The organism is Microcoleus sp. S13C4 (assembly GCF_036700865.1).
Classification (GTDB): Bacteria; Cyanobacteriota; Cyanobacteriia; order Cyanobacteriales; family Microcoleaceae; genus Microcoleus.
Map to the genome: position 1 here is coordinate 1 of NZ_JAUBPS010000085.1, position 24,603 is coordinate 24,603.

Annotated in this window: 23 protein-coding genes and 1 tRNA gene; 11 read left to right on the top strand and 13 right to left on the bottom strand. The window is 44.4% G+C overall.

Annotation, left to right across the window (positions count from 1 at the left end; genetic code table 11):
* Nucleotides 1-254: 254 nt before the first annotated feature.
* The 4 genes from QT996_RS24820 to ndhL form a co-directional block, all read right to left on the bottom strand.
* A complete protein-coding gene (locus tag QT996_RS24820; RefSeq protein WP_333049823.1) occupies nt 255-902 on the bottom strand; it encodes a DUF6658 family protein in 648 nt (215 codons plus the stop codon).
* 512 nt (nt 903-1,414) lie between these two features.
* The gene (trpA, locus tag QT996_RS24825) at nt 1,415-2,212 is read right to left on the bottom strand and encodes a tryptophan synthase subunit alpha (RefSeq protein ID WP_333049825.1); all 798 of its coding nucleotides are present in this window, start codon (nt 2,210-2,212) and stop codon (nt 1,415-1,417) included.
* A 305-nt stretch (nt 2,213-2,517) separates the two neighbouring features.
* Complete coding sequence (locus QT996_RS24830) at nt 2,518-2,823, bottom strand: DUF3007 family protein (RefSeq protein ID WP_333049826.1); 306 nt, start codon at nt 2,821-2,823, stop codon at nt 2,518-2,520.
* Nucleotides 2,824-3,039, bottom strand: a complete 216-nt coding sequence (gene ndhL, locus QT996_RS24835; RefSeq protein WP_006635828.1) for an NAD(P)H-quinone oxidoreductase subunit L — start codon at nt 3,037-3,039, stop codon at nt 2,824-2,826. It abuts the gene before it with no gap.
* Between the two features lie 198 nt (nt 3,040-3,237).
* Between ndhL and QT996_RS24840 the strand changes: the two genes are divergently transcribed.
* Nucleotides 3,238-3,322, top strand: a tRNA-Leu gene (locus QT996_RS24840).
* Between the two features lie 210 nt (nt 3,323-3,532).
* On the opposite strand, the gene QT996_RS24845 is transcribed toward QT996_RS24840, so the two are convergent.
* Nucleotides 3,533-5,308, bottom strand: coding sequence for an ATP-binding protein (locus QT996_RS24845; protein WP_333049828.1), 1,776 nt, complete (start codon nt 5,306-5,308; stop codon nt 3,533-3,535).
* A gap of 680 nt (nt 5,309-5,988) precedes the next feature.
* Here QT996_RS24845 and QT996_RS24850 point away from each other — a divergent pair.
* The 7 genes from QT996_RS24850 to ureC all read left to right on the top strand — a co-directional run bounded on the left by QT996_RS24850 (nt 5,989) and on the right by ureC (nt 13,335).
* The gene (locus QT996_RS24850; RefSeq protein ID WP_333049829.1) at nt 5,989-6,912 is read left to right on the top strand and encodes a radical SAM protein; all 924 of its coding nucleotides are present in this window, start codon (nt 5,989-5,991) and stop codon (nt 6,910-6,912) included.
* Nucleotides 6,905-8,218 carry a photosystem II assembly protein gene (locus QT996_RS24855; RefSeq protein ID WP_333049831.1) on the top strand — a complete coding sequence of 438 codons (1,314 nt, stop codon included), beginning with the start codon at nt 6,905-6,907 and terminating at the stop codon, nt 8,216-8,218. Before QT996_RS24850 ends, QT996_RS24855 begins: the two co-directional genes overlap by 8 nt.
* A gap of 61 nt (nt 8,219-8,279) precedes the next feature.
* A complete protein-coding gene (locus tag QT996_RS24860; RefSeq protein ID WP_333049833.1) occupies nt 8,280-9,155 on the top strand; it encodes an urease accessory protein UreD in 876 nt (291 codons plus the stop codon).
* Between the two features lie 153 nt (nt 9,156-9,308).
* Entirely contained in the window at nt 9,309-9,611 is a 303-nt protein-coding gene (gene ureA / locus QT996_RS24865; protein ID WP_015179363.1) for an urease subunit gamma, read from the top strand.
* A 33-nt stretch (nt 9,612-9,644) separates the two neighbouring features.
* Entirely contained in the window at nt 9,645-9,962 is a 318-nt protein-coding gene (locus QT996_RS24870; RefSeq protein ID WP_333049834.1) for an urease subunit beta, read from the top strand.
* 363 nt (nt 9,963-10,325) lie between these two features.
* The gene (locus tag QT996_RS24875; RefSeq protein WP_333049835.1) at nt 10,326-11,420 is read left to right on the top strand and encodes a glycosyltransferase family 61 protein; all 1,095 of its coding nucleotides are present in this window, start codon (nt 10,326-10,328) and stop codon (nt 11,418-11,420) included.
* Between the two features lie 178 nt (nt 11,421-11,598).
* A complete protein-coding gene (gene ureC / locus QT996_RS24880) occupies nt 11,599-13,335 on the top strand; it encodes an urease subunit alpha (protein ID WP_333049836.1) in 1,737 nt (578 codons plus the stop codon).
* 277 nt (nt 13,336-13,612) lie between these two features.
* Here the strand turns inward: ureC and QT996_RS24885 are convergent, their stop codons facing one another.
* The 8 genes from QT996_RS24885 to QT996_RS24920 form a co-directional block, all read right to left on the bottom strand.
* Nucleotides 13,613-13,912 carry a hypothetical protein gene (locus QT996_RS24885; RefSeq protein ID WP_333049837.1) on the bottom strand — a complete coding sequence of 100 codons (300 nt, stop codon included), beginning with the start codon at nt 13,910-13,912 and terminating at the stop codon, nt 13,613-13,615.
* A gap of 136 nt (nt 13,913-14,048) precedes the next feature.
* Nucleotides 14,049-14,381, bottom strand: a complete 333-nt coding sequence (gene crn3, locus QT996_RS24890) for a CRISPR-associated ring nuclease Crn3/Csx3 (RefSeq protein ID WP_333049838.1) — start codon at nt 14,379-14,381, stop codon at nt 14,049-14,051.
* 43 nt (nt 14,382-14,424) lie between these two features.
* Nucleotides 14,425-15,354, bottom strand: a complete 930-nt coding sequence (locus tag QT996_RS24895; RefSeq protein WP_333049839.1) for a DUF192 domain-containing protein — start codon at nt 15,352-15,354, stop codon at nt 14,425-14,427.
* A gap of 19 nt (nt 15,355-15,373) precedes the next feature.
* The gene (locus tag QT996_RS24900; RefSeq protein WP_333049842.1) at nt 15,374-17,110 is read right to left on the bottom strand and encodes an NAD+ synthase; all 1,737 of its coding nucleotides are present in this window, start codon (nt 17,108-17,110) and stop codon (nt 15,374-15,376) included.
* 87 nt (nt 17,111-17,197) lie between these two features.
* A complete protein-coding gene (locus QT996_RS24905) occupies nt 17,198-17,491 on the bottom strand; it encodes an isochorismate lyase (protein ID WP_333049843.1) in 294 nt (97 codons plus the stop codon).
* 70 nt (nt 17,492-17,561) lie between these two features.
* On the bottom strand, nt 17,562-18,311 hold the full coding sequence (locus QT996_RS24910; protein ID WP_333049844.1) for an NrtR DNA-binding winged helix domain-containing protein: 750 nt from the start codon (nt 18,309-18,311) through the stop codon (nt 17,562-17,564).
* Complete coding sequence (locus QT996_RS24915; RefSeq protein ID WP_333049846.1) at nt 18,272-18,871, bottom strand: nicotinate-nucleotide adenylyltransferase; 600 nt, start codon at nt 18,869-18,871, stop codon at nt 18,272-18,274. Before QT996_RS24915 ends, QT996_RS24910 begins: the two co-directional genes overlap by 40 nt.
* 107 nt (nt 18,872-18,978) lie before the next feature.
* The gene (locus tag QT996_RS24920) at nt 18,979-20,382 is read right to left on the bottom strand and encodes a nicotinate phosphoribosyltransferase (protein ID WP_333049847.1); all 1,404 of its coding nucleotides are present in this window, start codon (nt 20,380-20,382) and stop codon (nt 18,979-18,981) included.
* Between the two features lie 500 nt (nt 20,383-20,882).
* On the opposite strand from QT996_RS24920, the gene QT996_RS24925 reads away from it, so the two are divergent.
* The 3 genes from QT996_RS24925 to QT996_RS24935 all read left to right on the top strand — a co-directional run bounded on the left by QT996_RS24925 (nt 20,883) and on the right by QT996_RS24935 (nt 24,345).
* Nucleotides 20,883-21,032 carry an isochorismate synthase gene (locus QT996_RS24925; protein WP_333049849.1) on the top strand — a complete coding sequence of 50 codons (150 nt, stop codon included), beginning with the start codon at nt 20,883-20,885 and terminating at the stop codon, nt 21,030-21,032.
* A 608-nt stretch (nt 21,033-21,640) separates the two neighbouring features.
* Entirely contained in the window at nt 21,641-22,918 is a 1,278-nt protein-coding gene (locus QT996_RS24930) for a glycosyltransferase (RefSeq protein ID WP_333049851.1), read from the top strand.
* 146 nt (nt 22,919-23,064) lie between these two features.
* On the top strand, nt 23,065-24,345 hold the full coding sequence (locus QT996_RS24935; RefSeq protein ID WP_333049852.1) for a glycosyltransferase: 1,281 nt from the start codon (nt 23,065-23,067) through the stop codon (nt 24,343-24,345).
* The last annotated feature ends 258 nt before the right edge of the window (nt 24,346-24,603 follow it).

Here is a 24,603-nt window from a genome sequence, read left to right on the forward strand (position 1 = left end):
GTTCGTAATTCATATTATTAATCTAATTTTTTCTTTTATTTTACCTAGAACGAGCGCACTTTCGCAAGAGGTCTACTTTACCTAGATTCCGACAGGGGTTAAAACCCGTGTCGGAATCTAGCTTCCCGAGAAGGAAACAGCGTTATTTGAGATTAGTCGATCGCGTCTATCGCTGTTTCTGCCACTCGTTGAGTTATGTCAATATCTCGATACACTTCTAGCAAACCTTTTCCGAAGTATCTTCAGCGTTCGTTCTATCTTGCATCTCGCGCTGCATCATTGATATTTTCTTGGCCGCCGCTGGTACCATATCTCAGAGACTCCGTACCCTCTGCTGCTCTTTCTTTGGCTCCCTGGGTAGCTTCTTTAACAATATCTTTTGCTCCCTTCAAGCCTTCGCGAGTGTTTTCTTTAAGATTAGCAAAGCCTTGTTTGGTTTTGTCGCCAAAGTTATCAGCTTTGCGCTGGGCGGTGCGAGCATCATCCTTCGCCTTTTCCCCAATTTGGCCTAGTTTCTCAGGCGCGTCATCAGCTACCCGCCGTACATTTTCGCCTACATTGTTGCTAGATTTCGTGTCAATGCGGTGCTGCGCTTGCTCTTTGAGAAGCTCAGCTTTTGCTTCTGTTGTTGTCATCTTTTTGTTTCTGGGATCGACATCGGAATAGTCGTTCATGCCGCCTTTGAATTCGGACGTTACAGCCCCTGAAGGTACTTCTTCTCTAATTTGGTCGGATGTTTTTCCTATCTTCACATCAGCTTTTCCTGCCATCACATCAGGTTTTCCTGCCATAATATCAGGGCGGCTGCAGGCCGTACTCACTAATACTAAAATGCCAGCCAGAAACACTGTTAAAATTTGTACAGCTCGAATTTTTTTCACAAATGCAGTTAGTCTGTTCATAAAAATGCTCCTTTCTATTGTGAGATGCTCAAATGCCTTGTGGCTTTGTAGATGTCTAGCCTTACCAAATTAGGCACTTAAACACTTTTTAAGTATAGGAATATAAACCGTAGCTTTTCATCTATCCCAAGTTACATTCCTTAAGTTATAGCAGAAGGAAGAAGGAAGAAGGAAGACGGAAGAAGGAAGAAGGAAGACGGAAGAAGGAAGAAGGAAGAAGGAAGAAGGAAGAAGGAAGACAAAATGGACAATCTTCGATATTCTAGAAATTATTCAAAGTCGGCACACCCTGCGCCGGACAAGGCAAAGTCGTTTCCCTAAATAGCTGTTTGGTTATCCATGCGCGGACTATGTTGAAATGTTGTGCGTGTTCGGCTCAAAAAAAACCTTCTAGTCAGGAACTAGAAGGAAGGTGGTATTATCTCAAGTACAACAAGGTCTTTAATCGCAATTGTGGTGGCACATCCCGATCGCAAACATCTGTCTAATGGCTGAAAGTATCTGCACAGTGGCTAATCATTTTGAATCGCTGTTTTTAGACTCTTGCAGAATTCGCCGATCGCCTCTAAACCCTGTTCTGGAGTTCCTTCGGCCAAGCGTTTGACAAAAGCACTGCCAACAATCGCAGCATCTGCACCCCATTCTTTCACTTGGCGAGCGTGTTCGGGTTTCGATATACCAAACCCGACGCCGATGGGTTTGTCGGTGACGGTGCGGAGTTCTTGCAGCAACTCTTTTGCTCTCGTTTCTAAGCCTTCGCGTACTCCCGTAACCCCCGTCACACTGACTAAGTAAATAAATCCTTGAGACTGACGAGCGATCGCTTCTATACGACTTTTGGGACTTGTCGGAGCAACTAATAATGTTAGTTCAATCCCTAATTTCTTGGCAGGTTGGATGAGACTGTCGGCTTCTTCTAAGGGCAAGTCGGGGACAACCAATCCCTGAACTCCGGCACTTTTGATTTGCTGCAAAAAGGTTTCTATACCTCGGTACAAAATCGGGTTGTAGTATGTGAAGAGAATGATGGGCGATCGCAAATTCGGACTAACTTTCGCTACCATTTCCAGCACCGAATCTAACCGCGTCCCCCGCTGCAGGGCCCTTGTAGCAGCGGCTTGAATCACCGGCCCGTCAGCTAGCGGGTCAGAATAGGGAACCCCAAGCTCGATCGCATCTGCACCGTTATCATCCAAAATTTGCAGTGCTTTAGCAGTTGTCTCCAAGTCTGGGTCGCCAGCAGTAATAAAAGGAATCAATGCACATTGGTTGCTTTTTCGCAACGTTTCAAAACACTTAGAAATAGTCATTAGTTATTAGTCATCAGTCATTGGTTATCAGTCATCATACCTAGGATTTCCCCTCGATCTATCGCAATCAAATTTGTTTGTAGTGAGGGATTCCTTCCTCATAAAACTCCCTCGGACTGAAGTCATCACTACAAACCTATCGCGCTTATTTTAGGGAACGTGATATCAGTCATCAGTCATTAGTTAGCCGTTAATATTACTATTGATGAGTTGTTATTCCCCAGTCATTAGTTCAGAGTTTATTGCTAATGACTAATCACTAATAACTCACGAATAACTAAGGACTGAGGACTAAGGACTATTGACTAATTATCTTTTTCCTGCTCAATTTCCGCTTGAAGTTTGGCTAATTCTTCAGGAGTGAGTTCATCGAGTTGCTTCTGCAAGACAGCTTCTTTGTAGTCTTGCAATTGCTGACTGTAGGTCATATTTTGAGTCAGTGCTCGAAATAAATAAGTCACCAGCCAGCCAATCAAGCCGGCAACCAAAAACAACTGACTCCAAATCCCTGCATTCATGCTGTCGAGTCCGGCGAATTGCAGCAGCAAGTAGACAAACCCACCTGCTACAAAAAAGCCGATACTGATTCCAATTACGTCAATACGTCGCATTTAGGCTTCTATCTGCCGCCGTTTGGGCCGAAAATTCAAAAACGGAGCTAGGAGGAACATACCGGGGAAGAAGAAGAACATCAAGAAGTACATGAAGCCGCGCTCAAAAGAGGTAGCGATGTACCAGCGGCTGTTCAGGTAAGCGTAGGTGGCTGCGGGTACTACCAGGAGGTAGGCTCCTGCCAAGACGGCGTAAAGCAGTAAGGTAATATACATAGATTTGCTTTAGGGGAATAATAACACGGGTAAGTCCGTTGACACGCTCCGTTAGCTGGTTAACTATTGTACCGCTTGGGGAGATCCAGCGCGACTTTTGGGAATTTTTTGATTAGGGGTTGCGTAAATTGGGGTTTTGGCTGTAGAATAAAAGGCTGTTGCTCTTAGTGGCTCAAAACCACAGCAGCTTGACCAAAGGGGGGCGTGGCGGAATGGTAGACGCTACGGACTTAAAATCCGTTGACCCGAAACGGTCGTGTGGGTTCAAGTCCCTCCGCCCCCATGAAATTCTATCCTTTGTGAGTTAATAAGCTGTTGCGGCATTTAACTTTATTTTTTTCGGGCGATGTTCAAAGCCCACCCCACGAGAGTTTTCAGAAAGAGGATTCTTCAAATTAGATGCGCGCCAGCTTATAGTAATTCTTGCAGGATTTGTGGGATGGGCTTCTAGCCCGTCCCTAATTTGTGGAATGGGCTTCTAGCCCGTCCTATATTACGCAGCAAGTGGCAAAGTAATCGCAAATTCCGTACCCTGTCCTATTTGAGAATTTACCTCAATTTTGCCGTGATGCTTGGCAAGGATTTGATAGGAAATAGCCAATCCCAATCCAGTGCCTTTGCCGATCGACTTTGTAGTAAAAAATGGGTCAAATATCTGTTGGGCACTTGCGGACGCAATTCCGGGCCCGTTATCCCGAATCTTGACGGTGACAGTATTGTCGGCTGTAACTTCCGTGCTAACCCAAATCGTTGGCGAATAGCCTTTATCTTCCTTTTTTACTTCCTCTAACGCATCTATTGCATTGCTAATAATATTCATAAATACTTGATTCAGTTGCGCGGGATAGCACTCAAGCGCAGGCAACTTGCCGTATTGTTTAATAACTTCAATACCTTGTTTGAGTCGGTGATTGAGAATGACGAGGGTGCTATCTATTCCTTCGTGAATGTCGGCTGATTTCATTTTTGCGTCGTCCGATCGCGAAAAATTACGCATGGATATGACAATTTCGCGAATGCGATCGGCTCCCATTTTCATCGAAGAGAGGGTTTTTGGCAAATCTTCTCTGAGAAATTCGAGTTCAATGTCTTCGATGCGCTCTAGAATTGCATCTGGTGGGTTTGGATAGCATTCTTGATAGAGAGTTACCAAACCTGCCAAATCTTCGATGTATTGGTTGGCATAGTCAATGTTGCCGCCGATGAAGTTGACGGGATTATTGATTTCGTGGGCTATCCCTGCAACCATTTGACCAAGAGATGACATTTTTTCGGTCTGAATTAATTGGGATTGAGTTTCTTTGAGTTCTTGTGTATACTCGCTAACTCGCTGAATCAATTGATTGAAAGAGACCGCTAAAACTCCGATTTCGTCGTCGGTTGTGATTGGTACTTGCAGGTTAAAATTCGATTCGCGAGTGACTTGCTGAGCAAAATTAGTAACGGTTTCGAGGGGTTGGGCGATCGCGCGGCTGGTTTTGTCCGCTAGGGTGGCGGCGATGAGTGCTGAAATTAGCATACTCCCGAGAATAATTCGGTTTCGCAAACTTCCCGCTTCTTCTAATGCTTGGGTTCCTTGCTGTTTGTGAATTTCTACTGTAAAAATTAGGTCAGTTAAACTTTGAGCCAGGTTATCTAGTACGATCGCTTCTTGGCCGCTGCTAGTCCTCAACATTTGTAGCTGTGCGGATTCGAGGCTGTTGGGCTGCAAATTCCAAACTTCCGCTTCTTTTAACTGCAATTTAATTAGCTGAGCGTAGTAATCAATGACGAGGGCAGATTTCTTCAATACAGCGTGCAATGCTGCCTCTTCTGTTGCTAGTCTCTTGGGATTTTCTCGTGCGAAAGATTCAATTTCTGCAATCAGGATTTTCGCCTGATGGATTTGCGCCAAAAACCGATCGTATTCGTATTTCAACGCCACAGTGTTTCCCAAAACGACAGGCAATCTCGCCGCGTGCGATCGGGATTCAAATACGGTATTTTGCAAATTTTGCAGCAGTTGCTGCTGTTGTTGGGCAACATTCACCTGAACTAAAGCTTGCTTGCGAAAGTAATCTCCCAATCTCATTCCCGCACCAGTTCCCACAATCGCTATGCCGATAGCTAAAGCATAACCGTAGCTAATTTTTTGGCTGATTCGCAAATGGTTGCATCCTCCCTTTAGCCCTGTTAGATTAATATTTGAAGTCGGCAACAAAGGTTTTTGAGCAGAGTGCTCTTGCTCTAGTTTGCTATTTTTGGACTGACTGTGGGTAAATAATAACATGGGAAGTTCCTCCCAAACAAATTAGGAGTAATTGAGCGAAGAAAAGCAGAATGCACTTATGCTGAAGGCGAAAAACTGTTTTGAGTGTTTATTCATCAATACGGTTCAGTTAAGCTCGATCTCCCTGGCGCCCCCCTTAAAAAGGGGGGACAAGAACTTACTCAAAGTCAACCCCTACTCCCCTACAACTAGGGGGATGCGAGGGGGATCTCCGAGGAAGAAATAGTTTTAACCCAAGCGTCTTGGTTTATTAATAGTGAATTTTGAAATGTTTAACTCAAAACTCAACTATTTCCCTAGTATCTCTGTTTTTAGAGTAGAGTGTTTGTGATCTATATCAACTATTTCTGTGATTATATGCAAATTTACCAAACTTCTGATTACAACAATTAGTATTTTTAGTCAGTTGGGACACAATGCCCAACTACCGATTCTCCCCGTTTTTCTTTTTCTGCCAGTTCTAGGTTTAATTCCAGCAGTTGTGCTAAAATATCGTCGCTGTCACTGAGTTTAAAGAGCTGACTTGTTGGTTATTCAAAAAAATTGTTGTAAAGTTGAGTAATTCCCCAGTGTTTGAGTGACATTTGTTGAGTGCGGTCAAGTGAGGTAGTAATAGCGAAGCGCGATCGCATTTCTCCTTTCTAAACATTTTCCGTTTTAATACTGTAGCAGGTGCAATTATGGTAAAGTCTCAGTATGAGGGATATTCCGCTGGCGAGCAACACACTTTCGCAGTCCGGGAAAACTTCGGAAGTGCCAAAGTGTATGCACAAAATGCACAGTCAGTGCTTAACAAAGCTACTGGATTTATCAGTGCTTACGATTTTACGCTAAATCCTTATCGCGGCTGTCAGTACGGATGCAGCTATTGTTATGCTGCTGCTTTTAGCCCTAATTCACAGATGCGCCAGGATTGGGGAAATTGGGTAATTATCAAGCAAAATGCAGCGGAAATTTTAAAGAAAGAGTTGCATAGTTGGTACAAAAAAAACCCGGCTCGACCACCTAGCATTTACATGAGTAGTGTGACAGATCCGTATCAGCCCATTGAATCAAAAGAACAACTAACTAGGCATTTGTTACAAGTGATGGTTTCCTATCAACCGACGCTGGTTATCCAAACTCGCAGTCCTATGATAACTAGAGATGTTGATATTTTACAGCAATTTCAGCGGTTGCGAATTAACATGAGCATTCCCACTGGTAGCGAAAAAGTGAGGAAAGATTTTGAACCAAAATCGCCGAGTATCCCTGCGAGACTCAAAGCGATTGCAAAACTGAGATACAGCTTTCCTTATCAAGAAAATTGCGAAGTCAGATTTTCTATAACTGTAACGCCACTACTCCCTACTTTACCGGAAGATGAAGCTGATTTTATTAGCAAGCTGGAAGTTGCCGATCGCGTAGTGATTCAGGATTTTCATGCAAGTAACGGGCGATCGTTAATTGCGTCAACTCGCGAGGAAGCATTAGCTCTTAAACAAAAGTACGCTTGGTGGTACAATAGCGAACAAGAAAGTTATCGCAAGTTTAAAAATAAATTAATTGCGATGCTTCCGGGAGTTGAGATTATGGAAGGTAAAGAGGGATTTGGCTATGAGTAATCCGGTAGTCAATTGGTGGCGTTCCCATAAGTTTAACGAAGCCGTTAAGAGTCAAAATAATCGAGTTGCCAAACAACTGTTAAAACAAATAGAAAATTCCGGAACCAAACTCTCATGGCAGCAGAAGCTATTTAAAGAGCGCCTACAGCTTGAGAAGTTATTGGAGAAAAAAAATGACCGCATCAAAGAAGCCGATCGGCATTTAGCAGAATTAGAAGTGCAACTGAGCTTCGGACAAGTTGACGATTTGCGGGCGCGAATTGATGAATTAACGTTGTTTCCAGACACAAAGTTTATTGAATATGTTTCACAATCTTTCAAATTGATAGAATGCGATGCAAGTATGATTCAATGCACTGGTATTGATGACAAGGTATTTAATAATTTTGAACAACATTTGGCTGGCTTCATCAAAAACGAACTTAATAAGTTGAGCCGGGAAAAAAATAATGTGGATTATTTACTAAAACAAGCTATTGACGATATCCAAAAACTGAAAGAAGGACAAGATCCTCAATACAATTTTGAACTCAGTCCTCACATCTATTTAATAAGGTATTTCCTAGATAACGTCTATTGTACATATCTAGCGTGGTTTTTCATTTACAAGGCAGGGTTATTACCAACTAAAGTTAATATCCTTGATATTGCGGCTGGGCCGGGGACAGTTGCTTACGGACTAGCTTTTTTACTGCAAAGCAGTAGCGACTTTTTTTCAATGCCGCCAATGCACATATCCTACTACTCTCTGGAACAGCAAAAAGCTTTTCAATATCGCGGACTCCAGTTTTGGCGGCAATATATGGAGCCCCAGGCGATGAATGCTTACTTTCGCTTTGACACTTCTAGTATCTTTGATGGGGAAAATCAATCTAAAAGACTGCCGAAAAAATTCTTTGATTTTATAGTGATTTCTCACTGTTTTTTTAACGATGAGGAGAGAAGAGAAAAATCCCTTCAGATTTACAAGGATATATTTACCAGCAGCCTGAATGATTCGGGTTACGCTTTGCTAATTATTCAAGAAAAAAAGTTGCTGATACCATACAATGTTCGTCGAGTGGATGATTGCCAACAGGAGCTAACCGTAGTACAACAATTTGTTGATAAACTGGGCTTAAACTTAGTTTGGTATAAATATTTAAGTTCAACTGGTAGGAGGACATCCCATCCTAATTATCCAAAGTTTGCTAGAGTAAATTTACCTCTCAAGGAATTTATTAGTCCACTGTTTCGCCAGCACTTTAAGTTACATTATGACTCCAATTATGCACTTGATGACTATGTAATTTTAGCAAAAAAGTAATAAATATACATCTCAAAAAAATGAGAAAATTTTCCAATTTAACATTTAATTATAAAAAACTGTGATACAAAAATCGACTGAAACACATACAAATAACATTCAAACTGGATGGCACGGCCACCTCAATTTAGTCTACGCTAACCGCAGCGGTGCAACTCAAATCATTCATAATCAAATGCAAGCACCACTGAAGGTGCAGCGCCCGTTTTATCCTGAAGGTAAAGAGATTTGCCACAGCGTTATCTTGCACACGGCTGGGGGAGTGGTTGGGGGCGATCGACTTTCCAGCCATTTTCACCTCCAACCCAACGCCAAAGCCTTGATTACCAGCGCCGCCGCTGGCAAAATCTATCGCAGCAGCGGACTAGAATCACAACAAAATATCCACATCAAACTAGAAGCCGGTGCTAGTTTAGAATGGCTGCCCCAGGAAACAATAGTTTTTGACGGCGCAATATATCGGCAAAATTTGCGGGTAGAATTAGCACCAACAGCGATGATTTTACTGTGGGAAATTACCCGATTTGGACGCAGTGCTAGGGGCGAAAAGTTCTTGTCTGGAGAATGGCGATCGCACACCGAAGTCTGGCAACAAAACAGCCCTTTATGGATTGACAGACAATTGCTCAAAGGTGGAGAAAAAATGCTCGAAACCCCTCACGGCCTCGCAGGAAAACCCGTAGTCGCCACCCTCGCTTGGGTAGGCGAACCCGTAACCACAGAACTCGTGGAAAAAGTGCGAGATTTGCCATCTGAGGCAACAATTTATCCTGGTAATTCCACCGTCGGCGTGACTCGTATTCCTAACGGTTTGCTGTGCCGATATCGCGGTACATCCACAACCGCAGCTAGAGACTGGTTTGTCAACATTTGGCAGTTGCTGCGCTTGTCATTTTCACAACGCCCTTGCTGTTTGCCCAGAGTTTGGATAAAATAGGATGATCTTTGAGTTTCAATGTAGAGTTGCCCTCTCAACTAGATTATTCATCTCTCTCTTCTCTGCCTCTGCGCCCTTTGCGGTTTAATCATTCAGAAACAACCGTAAACGATATCATAATCAAATAATACGATCGCACTTACAACCATAAAAATGCAACTCACCCCCCAAGAAAAAGACAAACTGCTGATTTTCACCGCCGCCCTCGTAGCAGAGCGCCGGAAACAAAGAGGTTTAAAATTAAACTATCCAGAAGCACTAGCCTATATTTCCGCCGCGATTTTAGAAGGAGCCAGAGACGGCCTCACCGTCGCCGATTTAATGAGTTATGGAACAACTCTACTGACGCGGGAAGATGTGATGGAAGGGATACCCGAAATGGTGCATGAAGTCCAGGTTGAGGCGACTTTCCCCGACGGAACTAAGTTGGTAACAGTACACGATCCGATCCGTTAAAAAATCAACCACAGAGACTCATAGGAGGAAAAGATGATTCCCGGAGAAATGATTGTTTCAGCAGGCGAAATAGAATTAAATGCCGATCGCCCCACCGTGCGTTTGCTGGTAGGAAATAAAGGCGATCGACCCATTCAAATTGGTTCACACTATCACTTTTATGAGGCAAACGAAGCCTTAGAATTTAATCGAGAACAAGCAAAAGGAATGCGGTTGGATATCCCCGCAGGTACAGCAGTTAGATTTGAACCAGGAGATGAAAGGGAGGTGCAATTAGTACCTTTTGTAGGTAGTCGTGAAGTCTACGGCTTCAATGGAAAAGTGAACGGTAATCTGGATGCTGAAGTATGAAGCCCGATGACCGTTCACGATTGTTGATTTAGGAATTTGAAACTTTTTAACTTCAAAATTCTGCCAGTTAAAAAAAAGAATGCAACTGTCGGAAATCCACACCATGATACTAATAAGTCATCCGCACTCCCCAATCTAACATGGTGTCATTTCCAGACCTATGCCTGGAGAGTGATAAAGTAAGCTCAAAACTTTTTTTCTGCCTTGTGTATAACTTCCTTCTGGCTTTGTTTTGTTAGTTCAATCTCCGACTTTTGAGCGAGTTAAAATTTGTATTGGGCAATATACAGTGGTTGTAAAAACTGTAAAGATATACAGCACAAGCACCTGATGAACCCAAAATTGGTTGACCAGATAAAACAGATGTTGAAGCAGAGCTTGCTGGCAACATCTAGGCGTGTCTGGAGAACCCCGTTAGACCGACGCACCAGCATCAAATTGTTAGATGACAGCATCGTTTACAAAAAGCAGCACGAACCCATCAATATATCCGCATTAGCCTCGGTAAATAAAGTGCCTTCTCGGTTTTTTGCCACGGAAAAAACCGTGTCTTTTGACCCAGATTATGTGTGGAAGATTTCCCTGAATCAAAAAATAAATTCTCTAAGTATTTGTACGTCGGGCAACACGCTGCTAAATAACAAGTTGCTTTTAGACTTGGATTTTCGCATTAGCGGTGCGGGCATTCTGGAATGGCCTTACAAACCTAACAAAATTACCTATCCCCTTGTAGTTGCTCCTTGGTCACATTTGTGGTGTAGTTATTATGATTTTATCATTTTTGTGCTGGCTAAACTTTGTCGAATTGAGGAGGCTTTAGGTAAGGAAATTTGGCAAGAAGCCAAAATTTGTTATCCTTTACGACATACAGATTTTGAGTTGGGCTTTATGACCAAACTCGGTATTCCTGAAAGTTCACTAATCGACACTCGGGCTAGAGATACGGGATATCAGGCAGAAAGTCTGGTGGTGGGAAACAATCAAGACTGGTATTTTCCCAGTCCTTACGATATAGAGCTTTTGCGGAAAAAATTCTGTCTTAAGGAAAAGGTAAAGCCTTATAGAAAACTTTATTTGTCTAGAAGCGGCCGGCGCAAGGTAAAAAATGAAGTACAAGTGCGAGAGGTTTTGAAAGAATTTGATTTTGAAATTTTGGAAGATATCCCGCGCACTGTTGATGAACAAATTCGTCTGTTTGCAGAAGCGGCGGTGGTTGTCGGCCCTCACGGGGCTGGTTTTACAAATTTGCTGTGGTGTCAGCCGGGAACGAAAGTATTGGAATGCTTTTATGGAGGGTACACTCCGCCATATTTCTATTACATTTGCCAGCTATTGGGATTAGAATACTCCCGTATGGTTGAGGACAACAATGTAGGGGAAGATTGGAGTTTCATTGGCATGGATATGACGGTGGATCTGGAGATTTTGAAAAGGGAAATCCAGAAAATGGTGGAGTAAATTTGCCCCTTCATAGCATTTTCGATTTTCGATTGGGAATAATTGATGCCAATCGTGGTTTTAAAGCTTGCCTAATGTTGTATTTTTTTTACTTTTTCAGATTGAGGAACTCGTCACATACTATAATTCAAGTGGGTCTCAACTGCTAACTAAAAATTTATTAATATTAGGAGCGAGAATGAGTTACAGAATGGATCGCCGCGCTTACGCGGAAACCTTCGGGCCGACTGTGGGCGATCGCGTCCGGTTAGCCGATACAGAATTATTCATAGAAGTGGAAAAAGACTTCACAACCTACGGGGATGAAGTTAAATTTGGCGGTGGTAAAGTCATTCGCGACGGCATGGGACAATCGCCTATTTCTAATGCCGACGGCGCTGTTGACACGGTAATTACTAATGCTTTAATATTAGACTGGTGGGGCATTGTTAAAGCAGATGTCGGCATTAAAGACGGCAAAATTTACCAAATTGGTAAAGCCGGAAATCCTTATATTCAAGATAGGGTAGATATTATTATCGGGCCTGGTACTGAAGTAATTGCGGGTGAAGGAATGATTCTCACGGCTGGGGGAATTGACGCTCACATTCACTTTATTTGCCCACAGCAAATTGAAGTGGCGATCGCCTCCGGCGTCACGACAATGATCGGCGGCGGCACTGGCCCCGCAACGGGTACAAACGCCACAACTTGCACTCCCGGGCCTTGGCATATGTACCGAATGCTGCAAGCTGCTGACGCTTTCCCCGTAAATCTAGGGTTTTTAGGTAAAGGAAATAGCAGTCAACCGCAAGGATTAATTGAACAAATTTTGGCCGGTGCAATGGGTTTGAAACTCCACGAAGATTGGGGAACTACACCAGCAACGATCGACACTTGTTTGAGTGTAGCTGACGAGTACGACGTGCAAGTTGCAATTCACACTGATACTCTCAATGAAGCGGGATTTGTGGAAGCTACAATTGCCGCTTTCAAAAATCGCGCTATTCACACTTACCACACCGAAGGTGCGGGTGGCGGACACGCACCGGATATTATTAAAGTGTGCGGACAAGCTAATGTTTTGCCCTCGTCAACTAACCCGACTCGGCCTTACACGGTCAATACTTTAGAAGAACATTTAGATATGTTGATGGTTTGCCACCATTTGGATCGAGGCATTCCTGAAGATGTGGCGTTTGCTGAATCGAGAATTAGAAGAGAAACTATTGCTGCTGAGGATATTTTGCACGATTTAGGTGCGTTTAGTATGATTTCTTCCGACTCGCAGGCGATGGGAAGAGTTGGGGAAGTGATTATTCGGACTTGGCAAACGGCACATAAAATGAAAGTGCAGCGGGGACATTTACCCCCCCTAACCCCCCCTAACCAAGGGGAGGAAACAGAGGGGATTAACGACAATTTTCGGGCCAAGCGGTACATTGCGAAATATACAATTAATCCGGCAATTACTCACGGAATTAGTCAGTATGTGGGTTCGGTGGAAGAGGGGAAATTGGCGGATTTGTGTTTGTGGCGGCCGGCTTTTTTTGGGGTGAAACCGGAAATGGTAATTAAAGGAGGGGCGATCGCCTACGGGCAGATGGGAGATGCTAACGCCAGCATTCCTACGCCGCAGCCGGTGCATATGAGGCCGATGTTTGGCAGTTTTGGCGGGGCGATTGGGGCGACTTGTCTGACGTTTGTTTCCCAAGCTGCGCGCGATCGAGATATTGCCGCACAGCTCGGTTTGCAAAAGCCCACTGTAGCAGTTTCCGGCACGCGACAAATTAGCAAAAGAGATATGAAACTCAACGATTATTTGCCACAAATGGAAGTCGATCCAGAAACTTATGAAGTCAGGGCGGATGGGGAATTGTTAACTTGCGAACCGGCAACAGTTTTGCCAATGGCGCAGCGATACTTTTTGTTTTAACTGATATTTTGCACCATTGTCAGCAACAGGCAAGATGATTGTTCCACAAAATATAAATTTTCTGGTGGAACAGGCATCTTGCCTTTTCATAAAAGGCTAACTTAAAATGGTACAATATCTCAGTTTTAACCGATTATACAATTATGTATGGGCAGGTTTGACCAACAATATTTGCCAAAAACCGACAAACTCAAAAATCCGCCCCACCAACTGCCAATCTTCATCTTACTTCATTGGGGATTTGATTTCCTGTTAGAAAATTTGAGCGATTGCACTATCAAACTATGACAAAAAAAAACCACAAATAAAGTGCTATATTAATCCTGCTCAACAGCTTGGGTATTCCCTCCACCAAGCTCGAAATTATCTCGTTTTTTAAAGGCAGCGCTTCTGCAAAAAACGCAACAAATAACAAACCAACGCCAATCCGCAGTAAAGCATAGGGAGTCGAGCGAATTTGCCTCCGAAAAGCTAATCTGTATGCAATTGCCAGCAGGGCGTAAAATATGACAATTGTGATTTTCGGAAAACCCGCACCTCCCAGATGAACGTGGGTACGAAAAACTTCATTGAACAAAAAGCACTGACGGGGTTGTCACCCCCTCAACCCAAAACGCTCTATCTAATTTAATCACGAATCTCCTGGATTTTAAGATTCCCCTACCACGGGAAGTTTTATTTTTATTTATTATCACCTCAAACTCAGGAGAGTCTTAATCGCTTGGTAAACTCAATTTTAATACCTGTCCAACTGATACCTCGTGCTTGTGCGTCGCTACTACCACCGCACCTTCTAATCGCGGATCGTAACATCCAGCCCAAGCCGCAGAATGACATTCGTGTACTAAATACCCGTACAGCCAAATTGCTCCTCTACCTTCAATGACAATTCCTTGGCTCAATTGAACGTCTTGAGGAAGTTTCAAACCTTGTAAATCATCGGGTGTGATGATACCGTCTTGAGTTGTAATTCGCAAGCGCAAATGTTGGTAAGCTAAACCGTCTTGAGTTTGATTGGGGATTATTTTTAATTCAATAGGATTCATTAGATGCACAAATGTTGAATGTTGCGATAAAATCATATATCTTTTAGGGTAAATTGGGAATCCGATCGCCAACTTTAAGTCCCAATTGCGCCGCCCTTCCGCCTCTGAGTTCGATCACTCCGTCAACGGGGACATCCGGGCCGTAGTTGGGGCAGGTTTCGCTCAAACAGGGCGGTACGTTAGGAATTATCGCCTGCACTACGCCTTCCCGCAGAAAAACCATATCGAGTTCAATAAACACGTTTTTCATCCAAAAACGCACGTTTCGCGCGGGTTCGATGGGGAAAAGCATTCCTCTGTCGTCTGGCAATTCTGTGCGAAACATTAAGCCTGTCGCTTGTTCTTGGGGAGTTTGCGCCACTTCCAATCCGATCGCGCGATCGGCTATAATCGTGTTAACCGAAATTGGCAAAAGCTGAGCCTTATCTAGTCCGCCAAACAGCGACATAAAGTTTGATTCATTCAGATTATAATTTCCCGAAACAACTCCTAAATATTTGCCCGAATTTTTATCTTTCATAATAGTTTGGTTATCGGAAACAGAAAGCTCTAAATCGCTAAACTTCATGCCTTCTGTCAAGACAATTTTATCATTGCCGTTGCCAAAATCTGTAATTATATCGGCTTCAGTAATAGTAGACGCGGCGGAGGTTCTTTCAATCACAAATAAATCATCCCCCGCGCCTCCTGTTAAGATATCCCCGCCTTCGCCGCCTATTAGCAAATCGTTACCCCGATCGCCAAACATCCAATCGGAGTCTTGTCCTCCATAGATTGTATCGCTTCCCTGACCGCCAGACAGCGTATCACCGCCTTCATTTCCTGCCAGCAAATCATTGTCCCGATCGCCAAAAATTCGGTCGTTTCCGCCCAAACCTTGAACAGTATCATTACCTGCAAATCCTCTAATCGTGTCGTTGGTGAGAGTTCCCAGGAGAAAATCGAAGCCGAAAGTACCGTCGATGTTAACCATTTTGCGTTTAATGATGCGTTTAATAGAAGGAAGATTTGGCGATCGGCATCCGCCAACCGGTACCAAAAGCTCGATCGCTAATTTTCAAACCCGGGGCTGCTTGCCGCCGTTTAAACTCCGCTTGCCTCACTAATTTTACTACACGTTTAACCACCGCTTCATCGTGCCCCGCAGCCACAATTTGTTGGGCAGATTCGTGATATTCGATCAACCGCTGCAAGATGTCATCCAAAACATCGTAATCCGGCAAAGAATCTTGGTCAATTTGGCCAGGTTTCAGTTCAGCACTCGGCGCTTTAGTAATAATATTAACCGGAATAATTTCCTTTCCCTGGGGCGGGCATGGGGGCACCGCCCCTATATATCCGCCAGCATTCAGCCACCTACAAAGCGAATAAACGCGAGTTTTCGGCACATCGGAAATCACCGCCAAGCCCCCATTCATATCGCCGTATAGAGTGCAGTAACCCACCGCCATTTCCGACTTATTGCCAGTCGAAAGCAGCAAATGTCCGAACTTATTAGAAATTGCCATCAACAGATTGCCTCGAATCCGCGATTGAATATTTTCCTCAGCAATCCCGAAAGTTTTATTGACAAACAAATCGGCGAGAGTGCGATCGTAAGTTTTCATCAAATCGCCGATCGGCAAGAGTTCGATCGCAACGCCCAGATTTCGGGCTAATTCCAAAGCATCATTAACCGAATGATCCGAACTATAAGGAGAAGGCATCAGCACCCCCAGAACATTTTCGGGCCCGATCGCGCAACTGGCGATCGCCGCCACCAAAGCCGAATCTATCCCGCCACTCAAACCGAGTACAACCTTAGAAAAACCGCACTTGCCAACATAATCTCGCACTCCCAAAACCAAAGCCGCCCAAATTTCTGCATCTCCCTCGGCAGGATAAAAACTCAACGGCGTCGCCTCAATTCCTGCTGCATTTTGCTGATGGCTGCCAACTAAATCTTGTTTAGCTGCGTCATATTCCAGCACCGCAAAATCCGTCTCAAAAGAACCTAATACCTCAATCAAATCACCCTTTCGATTCACAGCACAACTGCTGCCGTCAAAAATAATATCGTCATTTCCCCCTACCTGATTAGCGTAAATAATCGGTATCCCGCAGCGGATGACGCTGTGCTGCAACATCGCCGATCGCACTCCCCGCTTCCCTGCAGAATAAGGGGATGCCGACAAATTCACCACTAAATCTACACCCAATTTTGCCAGATCGGAAACAGGATCGCCCGCGTAACTGCGTTTACCCCAAAACTCCTCATTGTTCCACAAATCTTCACAAATTGTCACGCCGATTTTGACTTCGCCAATAGAAAAGTAATTGCTGTTTTCGCCCGGTTCAAAATATCTATCTTCATCAAATACATCATAAGTAGGCAACAAGCGTTTATGAAAAACTTGTTTGACGGCGCCATTTTGCAACAAAACAGCGCTATTAAACAATGATTTTCCACCGAGTTTAACAGCATTAATATTAGGTAAGGCAGTGCCTACTATGACTGCCAACTCCCGTGGCAAAGCTTGCGCCAGTTGCTGCAACTGTGTACCTGCATCTGCAATGAAACTCGGATTGATTAACAAATCGCGCGGCGGATAACCGATCAGGGAAAGTTCCGGTGTTAGCAATAAGTTTGCGCCCTCAACCTCAGCTTTTTTCGCAGCCTCCAGAATTAGGTTGGAGTTGCCAAAGATATCACCAATAGTAGGATTGAGTTGGGCGATCGCAATTTTCATATTACCAAATCACTTAATAAATATTGCTAACAGTCCGCCCGCGCGGACTCACTTTCCTATAGTCCTCGATTTGAATGTAGCGAAAGATTACTTGGATTTGTAATGTTTCAACTCTTCCTCAGTATAATAATTTACCAAATCCCGGTAAATATTTTCAACCACATCAGGATTCAAACCCGATTCTTGAGCCCACTCGCGCCGCTTCTGTAACATATCGTGAAAGCGCTCGAACGATCTAACGCTAGCTTCACTCGTTTTGAACCTTGCTGCAGCGATGACATATTGAAATCTCTTGCTCAAAGCTTCGATCACTTCTCGATCGATGATATCAATTTCCTCCCGCACTTCGTGAATATTAGCGCATTCATCAGGGTCTTTCATAGTCTGCACTCCTTAATAGCTTCTATTCTAATGTTACTAAATTGATCCCCGAATGTCATCCAAGGAACAGCTAGATAAACACCAGTGGCTTATTTTTGAAAGGAGCAAAAGCGGCCGCATCAAAGCGGTACAAACTAGCAGGGCGGCCCGCCCCGCGCGAAACCTTAACACCGGTATCGCACAAAAAACCCAATTTTAACAATCGAGATCTAAAATTAGAATAATCAGAAAAATTTTCCCCCAAAATAGTTGTATAAAGCTGATACAAATCGCTCAAAGTAAAAAGCTCCGGCAAAACTTCAAAAGCTACTGGACTGTATTCAAGTTTGTTACGCAGTCGCCGATATCCGTATTCGAGAATTTGATTGTGATCGAAGGCCAGCTTTGGAACTTGTTGCACGGGATACCAAGCAATGCCGCCGACGCGGTGGCCGACACCCGCAACTACACTCCCAGCAATTAACTCAGCTTCCTCAAAGCGAACCAAAGCAAAATAACTCACCGAAAGATAGCGATCGCCCCTGGTAAATTCCCGAGGATCGCGCCCCGGTTCCCCAAAAGTATACAGTTGCTCCAGATACAAATTTTTTACCCGAATCTTCTCAGACAAAATCCGGTAAGCCGCATTTTCAAGAGATTCTCCGTGCCGCACCAAAGTACCGGGAAGACTCCAAGAATCGATAAACGGTTCGTCTTGCCGCATTACCAACAGCACCAACAAGCGGTTCTGCACGGCATCGACGGAGAAAATCACATTATCTACTCCTACTTTAAAGTCAGCTAATGAGCAACCTTCGCCCTTTTTTGTGCCTCGTGCCATGCGTACAAATGCTCCCTATTAATGTAATCTTCGATGGTCGGAGTCAGGGCTTGGGTGTCTCCTGTTTCCCGATAGAAGGTAGAAGAAACATTGGGAGCATTCAAAGATGCGATCGCCACGTCTGCACCCATGCGCCTCAACTGCCACAAATCTAATTGCTCTGACGGATAACCGGGTCGCGGTACTATCAGCAACTCCACTTGTTTTAACAATTGTTCAAATTTGTACCAGCGAGACAGTTGCCCCACCAAGTCCGAACCTATTACCAGCGTCAAATCTGCATTCGGCCACACCAATCTTGCTTGTTCCACAGTTTCCACCGTCCTCGGACTGCTGAGTTCTGGATGCAAGCAAAGATTATGTCGAGGCGAATTAATTTCTTGAATCATTAACAGCAGCATTGCCGATCGGTGTTCTAGAGAAGTCTGGTGCGACTTAAAAGGATTGTCAGACGCCCAAACTGCTACCCAATCAAAATGTTGCGAAAGCCAACTCAGAATTATTTTGTGTCCTGCTGTGGGGGGATCGGCACTGGTTCCAAAAAGAGCAATCTTTTGCATAGGTAATCGGTAATATCGTTAAGAGTTAATGGGGAATTGTGACTGTTGACTGTTGACTGTTGACGGCATTGATTGATGACTAAAGACTAATGACTAAAGACTAATGACTAAAGAATCTTTTTCGTTTTTTGGGTGAGACTCTGCAAATCTGTAGAAATTTCCACCGACGGCGAAATCGGGTTGTCAAGTTGGCGAGTTTCGGGTCGAAGACTGGCGACAGAAGCAGCAGTGCGTTTGGCGATCTCCTCCAAACTTTCCTGTTTCTGGACTCGTTTGCCATCCTTGACAACCAACTCCATTAATGGTAAGTAAGAATCACAATTGTGAATAGTTTCTCCCGACAATCCCAAATAATCTCCGAGAATTTGCCCATTTTCAATATGTCTAAAAATTTGCTTTCTTCCTGGATATGTTACCTTGCCCCTTGCCTCTTTCATCACCGGAATTCCGTCAATTTCCACCAACTTATAAACACCGTTCACAGGGGAACCGCTGACCAACTTGGTTCCCAAACCGTAACCGTCAATGCAAGCACCGCTACTTTTTAATTTAGCAATTTCTCGCTCGTCCAAATCGCCGCTAGCAAAAATAGGAACGCCCGGAAGGATCGATCGCACTTCCCGAGACAGCACCGTCAAATCGCCCGAATCGAGCCGCACGCCTTCCAACTGCATTTCACCGCTATTTACTCGATCGGCCAACATCCGCGCCGCCGCCACAGTATCATAAGTATCGATCAGCAGCGGCGCCCCCGGAAAATAGCGGTGAAAAGCTGCAAACGCCTGATTCTCGCTGCCTTCGAGGGCAGCAACAGCCATTATTAAAGCATGGGCGATCGTACCGACAGGCTTGCGGCCCAACTTCAAAGCAGCCAAAACATTAGAAGTTCCGTCGAACCCAGCAGCCAGGGCAGCCCTAGCCGCCCACACAGCAGCTTGAGGCCCAAAAGCCCTGCGCGTCCCGAATTCCAGCAACTTAGCCTCCGGGCCCGCCACATCGCGCAGCCGCGCAGCCCGCGTCGCAATCAAAGTTTGATAATTTATGGCATTCAATAAATAAGTTTCCACTAACTGAGCCTGCCACAGAGGAGCCTCAATTCGCAGCAGAGGCTCGTTGGCAAACACCGCCGTCCCCTCCGGCACCGCCCAAACATCGCCAGTAAAACGGGCTGTGGCGAGTAAAGTCCAAAATCGCTCCGGCGCACCTGCAAAAATCCCAGTGGACTGCAAAGCCTGAATTTGCGCCGGAGAAAACCGAAATTTCTCCAGATAGTCGATAACTTGAGCCAAGCCCATCGCGATCGCGTAGCCAAAATTCTCTGGCAGCCTGCGCGCGAATAATTCAAAACTCGCGGCCCGCCCGTCGAGTCCTTCCCCGACGTAACAAGCGGCCATCGTTAGCTGGTAGAGATCGGTCAAAAGGCTGTAATCTGCTGAAGAAACCGTCAGTTCCCGGTCTTCTAAGATTTCTTCAAAACCTGTGAGCTGCAGGCTTTCTGTGGTAGTTTTCATAAGAAAAACCCCGAACAAACTTCTTTTTTTTAATTATAGTGACAAACACCATATCTTTTTGTAAATTTTTGATAAAGCTTGCAGATATTTGTCGGATAAATTCGCTGATTATGCCCTTTAATAGCGGATTTTGGTTAACTTGTACATTAATATTATGGTAAAACAAATATAAATACTTAATTTAACAAACTCAGGAATTAAGCACAAACACTCAAGCGTTTCGGTTTTTTTGCGAAAATATTTCCTTGCAGCCTTTGAAGAGAGTTAGACAACCCGGTTTCTGAGCGTCGGGAGGGCGATCGCGAGTGCTTGAGTTTAGCAAGAAAAAATTTACCAGCAAAAGGTCGATCGTCCAACAAAGCGTAATTCCTAAAACCTTCAGCTTGCTTGAATGTTGCAGACCAATAAGTAATTCAAATAAATATTGCTAAAGTCATCCATAGCTCAAAAATCAGAGTAATATTAAAAGTATCAGAACCCAGATAAGAGAGGCAGATTTTATGAATCTTTCTAAATCTTTGGCAAACGCGATGCGTTACGTTTCGGAAGCAGCGGTGCGGATTTTTAGCCCCAGCGATGACAACTATCCAAATAGTGGAGTTCAACCTTTTGAAGGTAAGCTCTCCAAAAGTTCAAAATCGAGAGAATGAACAGCCATTCAGCCAGTTTCTAGCGAGTTCGGCACAGGCATTCAGTTTAACAGTCAACAGTTAACAATTAATTGTTGACTGTTGACTTTTGATTTTGACTGTTAATAGTAATTGTAGGTGGGGTTTCCCTTCCTTCTACCCCACCTACAATTATCAATCACCAATTACATTGAACGGCCCCAACTGATCAAAGGCATATTCAGTGTAGAGTAAGCTTTTGAAATAAAGATTTTTGCCCCCGGTTTACTGCGTATAAATTAGAGAAACACGAAGCAAATCTAGAGCCTTTTGTTGCACTGGGGTTGGTTCAGTGATATTATCAAAAACAAAACTAGCACCCTTAATAGTTAATTGAATTTGATTGTGAGCTACAGTACCCAAATCCGCTAGTAACTAACCTTTAGTTGAGGAGATTACCTGAACTTTTGGCTAGGTATCGCAGAGCGCATACAAATGTAGACGGGTAATACTCTCCTGCAATGACTAAAGCCTGCGTCCCATTCCTGAGTTTTTCCAAGCGATCGCCCCAACACCCCAACTCCCAACAAAAACCTCTCACACCGCCGATTAAATGCTAAAAAGGTTAAACTCACACGGAGCCTTGACTCATGACCCACTTTGGCCTCCTCTGTCCGGCATCCACCGGCCACCTCAACCCCATGACAACATTAGGCAGCGAACTGCTTCGCCGAGGCCATCGAGTCACCGTATTTAACCTCCTCGATGCTAAAACCACCACCTTAGCCAGCGGCTTAGAATTCCAGCCATTAGCTGAAGATGAATTTCCCGCAGGCTCAATGGCAGAAAGATTGGGCCAACTGGGGAAACTCAGCGGACTGACAGCCTTGCGATATACTATCAAAACATTTACCCAAATTTGGGCTGCTCTTCTCACAGAGGCTCCAACCGCCATTCAAAAAGCCGGTGTAGAAGCTTTACTCGTAGACCAACTTTCATTTGAAGGAGGAACAATTGCCGAATTTCTCAACCTTCCTTTTGTCACAGTATGCAGTGCCTTGATGGTAAATCGAGACCCTAACATTCCTCCGTTTGGTACTCCTTGGCAATACAATCCAACTTTAGCAAACCGCCTACGCAATCAAGTCAGCTATGAGTTACTAAATCTGGCTGTCAAACCAATTAGAGATGTTATTGCCCAATATCGCGAAGAGTGGAAATTACCTCTGTACTCTAACCCGAATGAGGGTTACTCTAAACTGGCTCAAATCAGCCAACAACCCGCTGAATTTGAGTTTCCCAGACAAAATTTACCCCCACATTTCCATTTTACTGGCCCTTATCACAACCCAGCGACGCGCAAACCAGTGCCTTTTCCTTTTGAACAATTAACTGGCCAACCATTGATTTATGCCTCAATGGGAACTGTGCAAAATCGCTTGTTGGATGTTTTTCAAACGATCGCCTCTGCTTGTGAAGGATTAGATGCCCAATTGGTAATATCTCTCGGCGGAAGTGCGACTCCAGAATCCTTGCCGCCATTGCCGGGAAATCCGATCGTTGTTGGCTATGCACCGCAATTAGAATTGCTGCAAAAAGCCACTCTCACAATTACTCATGCCGGGATGAATACGACTTTGGAATCTTTGAGCAATGGAGTACCGATGGTGGCAATTCCTGTGGCGAATGATCAGCCGGGAGTGGCAGCGCGGATTGCTTGGACGGGTGTTGGTGAAGTGGTTTCATTGAAGGAATTGAGCGTTCCTAAACTGCGATCGGCAATTGTGAAAGTCCTAACCCAAGAGTCGTATAAACAAAGGGCGATCGAGATGCAAGAGGCGATCGGGCGATCGGGCGGAGTCAAGAAAGCCGCTGATATTATCGAACAGGTGGTATTGACTGGGAAACCTGCCTTGGCTGGGAAATAATCCTTTTGGGCGCTGATTTTAAGCTACTAGAAGAGCAAAAATAAATTGTAGGCAAAAAGTGCGATCGCCCCAACGCCCCAACGCCCCAACACAAACCACTCACCCGACTACAATAAAAAAAGTTAACCTCAAAGGAGCCTTAACTCATGACCCACTTCGGCATTCTCTGTCCAGCCGACACCGGCCACCTCAACCCCATGACAACATTAGGCAGCGAACTGCTTCGCCGAGGTCATCGAGTCACGGTATTTGGCTTGCTCGATGCTAAAGCAAAAACTCTAGCCACCGGATTAGAATTCCAGCCATTCGCTGAAGAAGAGTTTCCCGTCGGCTGGTTTGCAGAAATCCTTAGCCAACGCGGAAAACTTAGTGGACTTGCGGCATTGCGACATACTTTTAAGGCAGTTGCGAAGACTTCGGATGCTATTCTCAGAGAGGCTCCGATGGCAATTAAAAAAGGTGGTGTAGAAGCTTTGCTAGTAGACCAAGTTTCGCTGGAAGGAGGGACAATTGCAGAATTTATAAACATTCCTTTTATCACAGTTTGCAGTGCGTTACTCTTAAATCGAGACCCCAACATTCCACCCATTTGTACCCTTTGGCAGTACGATCCGACTTGGAAAGGACGCTTACGGAATCAAGTCAGCTATCAGTTACTCAGTTTGCTGGCAAGACCGATTAGACAAGGGATTTCTGAGTATCGCAGAAGGTGGAACTTACCTTTGCACTCCCACCCAAACGATTATTACTCTAAACTCGCTCAAATCACTCAGCAGCCGGCTGAATTAGAGTTCCCCAGACAAAATTTACCCCCTTATTTCCATTTCACTGGCCCTTATCACAACCAAGCGACTCGCAAACCAGTAGCTTTTCCCTTTGAACAATTAACCGGCAAACCACTGATTTATGCCTCAATGGGAACTATTCAAAATCGCTTGTTGGAGGTTTTTCAAACGATCGCCTCTGCGTGTGAAGAATTAGACGCTCAATTGGTGATTTCCCTGGGAGGTGGCGCGAGTCCAGAATCCTTGCTGCCCTTGCCGGGAAATCCGATCGTTGTTGGCTATGCACCGCAATTAGAATTGCTGCAAAAAGCCACTCTCACGATTACTCATGCGGGGATGAATACAACTTTGGAATCGTTGAGTAACGGAGTACCGATGGTGGCAATTCCTGTGGCAAATGACCAGCCGGGAGTGGCAGCGCGGATTGCTTGGACGGGTGTTGGCGAAGTGGTTCCTTTGAAGGAATTGAGCGTTTCTAAAGTACGATCGGCAATTGTGAAAGTCCTAACCCAAGAGTCGTATAAACAAAGGGCGATCGAGATGCAAGAGGCGATCGGGCGATCGGGCGGAGTCAAGAAAGCCGCTGACATTATCGAACAAGCTGTATTGACTGGGAAACCTGTTTTGGCTTCTAAAATCTAAAACCTTAGGACTGAAAAATAAATAACTTGATGGATTGTTGGATATAATCAAAAACAGCACCCTGATTGCTATTTTCTCTAAAATTGATAGAAACTCGCCAGGGATTTTTATATTCTACCACTTTATCTGACCTTTAAACCTATGTTTTATTCTAGTTCAATTGAGTCGGAAATAAAGAAATTTTATAACTCTTTATCAGAAAAGGATAAAAGAAGGTATGCAGCGATCGAGGCACAAAAATTGGGATGGGGTGGAATT

Bases quoted from the DNA above. Each gene is read 5' to 3' on its own strand.
- QT996_RS24820 (WP_333049823.1), bottom strand. From the start codon at position 902: ATGAACAGACTAACTGCATTTGTGAAAAAAATTCGAGCTGTACAAATT.
- trpA (WP_333049825.1), bottom strand. From the start codon at position 2,212: ATGACTATTTCTAAGTGTTTTGAAACGTTGCGAAAAAGCAACCAATGT.
- QT996_RS24830 (WP_333049826.1), bottom strand. From the start codon at position 2,823: ATGCGACGTATTGACGTAATTGGAATCAGTATCGGCTTTTTTGTAGCA.
- ndhL (WP_006635828.1), bottom strand. From the start codon at position 3,039: ATGTATATTACCTTACTGCTTTACGCCGTCTTGGCAGGAGCCTACCTC.
- QT996_RS24845 (WP_333049828.1), bottom strand. From the start codon at position 5,308: ATGTTATTATTTACCCACAGTCAGTCCAAAAATAGCAAACTAGAGCAA.
- QT996_RS24850 (WP_333049829.1), top strand. From the start codon at position 5,989: ATGGTAAAGTCTCAGTATGAGGGATATTCCGCTGGCGAGCAACACACT.
- QT996_RS24855 (WP_333049831.1), top strand. From the start codon at position 6,905: ATGAGTAATCCGGTAGTCAATTGGTGGCGTTCCCATAAGTTTAACGAA.
- ureA (WP_015179363.1), top strand. From the start codon at position 9,309: ATGCAACTCACCCCCCAAGAAAAAGACAAACTGCTGATTTTCACCGCC.
- QT996_RS24870 (WP_333049834.1), top strand. From the start codon at position 9,645: ATGATTCCCGGAGAAATGATTGTTTCAGCAGGCGAAATAGAATTAAAT.
- QT996_RS24875 (WP_333049835.1), top strand. From the start codon at position 10,326: ATGTTGAAGCAGAGCTTGCTGGCAACATCTAGGCGTGTCTGGAGAACC.
- ureC (WP_333049836.1), top strand. From the start codon at position 11,599: ATGAGTTACAGAATGGATCGCCGCGCTTACGCGGAAACCTTCGGGCCG.
- crn3 (WP_333049838.1), bottom strand. From the start codon at position 14,381: ATGAATCCTATTGAATTAAAAATAATCCCCAATCAAACTCAAGACGGT.
- QT996_RS24895 (WP_333049839.1), bottom strand. From the start codon at position 15,354: ATGGTTAACATCGACGGTACTTTCGGCTTCGATTTTCTCCTGGGAACT.
- QT996_RS24900 (WP_333049842.1), bottom strand. From the start codon at position 17,110: ATGAAAATTGCGATCGCCCAACTCAATCCTACTATTGGTGATATCTTT.
- QT996_RS24905 (WP_333049843.1), bottom strand. From the start codon at position 17,491: ATGAAAGACCCTGATGAATGCGCTAATATTCACGAAGTGCGGGAGGAA.
- QT996_RS24910 (WP_333049844.1), bottom strand. From the start codon at position 18,311: ATGGCACGAGGCACAAAAAAGGGCGAAGGTTGCTCATTAGCTGACTTT.
- QT996_RS24915 (WP_333049846.1), bottom strand. From the start codon at position 18,871: ATGCAAAAGATTGCTCTTTTTGGAACCAGTGCCGATCCCCCCACAGCA.
- QT996_RS24920 (WP_333049847.1), bottom strand. From the start codon at position 20,382: ATGAAAACTACCACAGAAAGCCTGCAGCTCACAGGTTTTGAAGAAATC.
- QT996_RS24925 (WP_333049849.1), top strand. From the start codon at position 20,883: ATGAATCTTTCTAAATCTTTGGCAAACGCGATGCGTTACGTTTCGGAA.
- QT996_RS24930 (WP_333049851.1), top strand. From the start codon at position 21,641: ATGACCCACTTTGGCCTCCTCTGTCCGGCATCCACCGGCCACCTCAAC.
- QT996_RS24935 (WP_333049852.1), top strand. From the start codon at position 23,065: ATGACCCACTTCGGCATTCTCTGTCCAGCCGACACCGGCCACCTCAAC.